This is a genomic window from Mesorhizobium sp. M2C.T.Ca.TU.002.02.1.1, assembly GCF_003997225.1.
In genome coordinates, this window is the sequence record NZ_RZTO01000694.1 from 1 (window position 1) to 3,342 (window position 3,342).

Here is a 3,342-nt window from a genome sequence, read left to right on the forward strand (position 1 = left end):
TCGGTCTCCCATTCGGCAACGTCGGCCTTGATCGGATGGTAGAGCATGGCTCGCTGCGTGAATGCGGTATCGTCTTCGTGAAAGTAAGCCGTCATCGATGGGCGCCAGACGAATGTCCCCGGACTGAGAAGCACGTCCTTCGCCACATTCAGATAGTTTCGCCTCCTTCGGCGCCAAGGCACGAACGGCCCGGTCCCGCCGATGTCCTCTATGCTCAGGCCATGGACGCGCGCAATGGTCGGCACGAGGAATTCGTAGTGCCCACTCCATTCGCCTGTCGAAAGCGCCTCCTCGTAGGTGGCAATAAAGCGCCTCGAAACGCGCATGATGGGCATAAATGCTCTCGTGAACCGTGATTTCGGGCACGGTCCATTTGCAGAGTTCCAGAATGCCCAGCGCGGGTCGCGGCGACGCGTATTGAGCGTCGTCGTCAGCAAGTCCGCGCCGTTATTTGAAAACTGCCGGAAAAAATCGAGCCACCGGCCGGCAAAGTCGACGTCATATTCGAGAACCCAGACGAACTCCCGATTTGCGGACTTCGCCAAAGGGAAGAGGACGATGTCCATATGGCCCGACAAATTCCCGTTATTCACGGCTTGCCGCACGCGCACGGAGGTCCGGTCGATCTCGAATTCTCCTCGTCCGGCGATGAGATCGCCCAACGTCCACGGATTATAGGCGAACTGCCAGTCGATGATCTCCCGCGTTTCGCTACGGAGACGGTCAAAATGAGCCTGTATTCGATCGTTCAGCACATGCGTTATGAAGATTCCTGCCGGCCGGCCACCTGCCGATGGGCCGGGCAATGGCCGCTGGAACGTCGCGAAGCGAAAAGGGTTCATCGGCAGGCTATCCCGCGGAAAAGCCGCGACCATCCCATGCGTGAAGTGGCCGCAATCTTCGGCAGAATGCCTTCGACATAAGACCTCCCCCACCTGACGGATAGCTTGGTGGCCAAGTCTACTTTGCGAAGCACATCTTCTATGTATCGCGGCGATGAACGGCTATCGACGAAATACCGAATTTCAATCCCGAGCCGTCGATATTCTTCGGCAATTATCAGACTGTGCGGCGCTCCGTCACGCGTAGGAACCACCAGAGAAAAATTCTGACCATTCATCGACTGTCGCCATAGCACCGCCCAAGGGCCTGGGCATAGTAAGAGATACAGGGACAGCGTCCGCTCCTTCGCCTTCTAACGATTTTCCGTTGATCTTCAATGGCCTGACCCATCGTGGCGCCGATGGGTCGTCCAGGGTCGCATTCCCTGCCCGGGCGGTGACAACACCGTCGCTGTGGCCGGTTGGGTGGCGCCGGCCGAGGCGACACCGCTGCCACGTCAAACGGCCGACCGATTCATAGGCCCCGAGCCTAGTACCCCAGCGCCTCGCCGGCAGCCGCGCGGCTGTCCATGGCGCCGTTGTAGCGTGCGCCACCGCCCTTTTCGATTTCCGCCAGGCTTTTGCCGCCGACAAGGATGCCGGCGGCCCGACCCCAGGTCTCGTCGCTCAGGTCGAGGTGATAACCCATGCCGGCAAGCAGCTTCTCCGTGTCCGGGGACAGGCCGAACGGCTCGACATAGACCGTATCGGGCAGCCATTGATGATGGATGCGCGGCGCGTCGATTGCTTCCTGGATATCCATGCCGTGATCGATCACGTTGACGATCGCCTCCAGCGTGATGGTGATGATGCGCGAGCCGCCGGGGCTGCCTATGACCATGAACGGCTTGCCGTCCTTCGTCACGATCGTCGGGCTCATCGAGGACAAAGGCGTCTTCTTCGGCTGGATGGCGTTGGCCTCGCCCTGGACCAGCCCGTAGAGGTTGGGCACGCCGGGCTTCTGGGTGAAATCGTCCATCTCGTTGTTGAGCAGGATCCCGGTGCCGTCGGCGACGACGCCGGCGCCGTAGGAGCCGTTCAGGGTGTAGGTGACCGCGACCGCGTTGCCGTCCTTGTCGATGATCGAATAGTGGGTGGTTTCCTTCGGCTCGCCGAAACCTTTCGGCATCAGATCCTTCGACACGCCGGCGCGGAAGGGATCGATCTTGTCGCGGATGTCCTTGGCGTAGTTCTTGTCGAGCAGCTTCGAGACCGGATTGTCGACGAAATCCGGGTCGCCGAGCGCCGAATTGCGGTCGACATAGGCATGGCGCATGGCCTCGACCATGACATGGACTGTCTCAGCCGAGCCGGCGCCGAGATAGGACAGCGGATAGCCTTCCAGCACGTTGAGGATTTCGCAGATGATGACGCCGCCCGAGCTTGGCGGCGGAGAGGAGATGATCTCGTAGCCGCGATAGGAGCAGGTCACCGGCCTCAATTCGCGCACCGCATATTGCTCGAAATCGCCTTTGGCGAGGATGCCGCCCTTGGCGCCGCTCGCCTTGACGATGGCGTCGGCAATGACGCCCTTGTAGAAGGCGTCCGGCCCCTTTTGCGAGATCGCCGACAGCGAGGCGGCGAGGTCCGGCTGAACGAGCTTCTCGCCGATGCCATAAGGCTTGCCGTCGTTCTTCAGGAAGATGGCGGCCGCCGCCGGGTCCTTCGCCAGCCGGTCGGCGCTGTCGGCGAACGAAGCCGCGTCGCCCTGGGTGAGGACGAAGCCGTCCTTGGCATAGGCGATCGCCGGCGCCACCAGATCCTGCCTCGAAAGCGTGCCGTATTTCTCGCGCGCCACCTCGAAGCCGGCCACCGAGCCCGGCACGCCGACGGCAAGATAGCCGTCGAGGCTGGCCCCCTTGATCGGCTTGCCGTCCTTGTCGAGATACATGGTCCTGGTGGCGGCGAGCGGCGCGCGCTCGCGGAAATCGATGAAGGTGGTGCGGCCGTCCTTCAGCCGGATGGTCATGAACCCTCCGCCGCCGATATTGCCCGCTTCGGGAAAGACCACGGCCAGCGCGTAGCCGACCGCGACAGCGGCATCGACGGCGTTGCCGCCTTTCTTCAGCACGTCGACACCGACTTCGGTCGCCAGATGCTGCTCCGTGACCACCATGCCGTGCTCGCCCTTGGCCGGAGCAGGCGACGCGGCGAAAGCGGTGATCGGCGATGTGAGGGTGAGCGCAAGCGAAAGGATGACGCCGATCAGCGTCCGACGGATCAAGGGCATGGCGGTGCTCCTGGCGTTGGGGACGCCTAGGAAAGACCGCGAGGGCGAATTAGTCCAATAAACAATTGGAGCAGAGTGAGAAGCCCCCTCCCCCGGATTGCCAAGTCGAATTGCAAGAGCAATTCGGGCAATCCTCCCAACGGGGAGAGGAGCTTGCGCCGGCGCTGATCTCTTCTCCCTTCGGGGAGAAGGTGGCCGCGAAGCGGCCGGATGAAGGGGAGTGCGTCAGAC

2 protein-coding genes are annotated in these 3,342 nt (G+C 62.0%); both read right to left on the minus strand.

Annotation, left to right across the window (positions count from 1 at the left end):
• The coding region (locus EOD07_RS27695) for a hypothetical protein (RefSeq protein ID WP_206519574.1) at positions 1 to 842 on the minus strand (842 nt) is incomplete at its 3' end.
• Between the two features lie 529 nt (positions 843 to 1,371).
• On the minus strand, positions 1,372 to 3,111 hold the full coding sequence (gene ggt / locus EOD07_RS27700; RefSeq protein WP_127237653.1) for a gamma-glutamyltransferase: 1,740 nt from the start codon (positions 3,109 to 3,111) through the stop codon (positions 1,372 to 1,374).
• Positions 3,112 to 3,342: the final 231 nt, after the last annotated feature.

Excerpts from the sequence above, each read along its gene's own strand:
- ggt (WP_127237653.1), bottom strand. The coding sequence starts at position 3,111 with ATGCCCTTGATCCGTCGGACGCTGATCGGCGTCATCCTTTCGCTTGCG.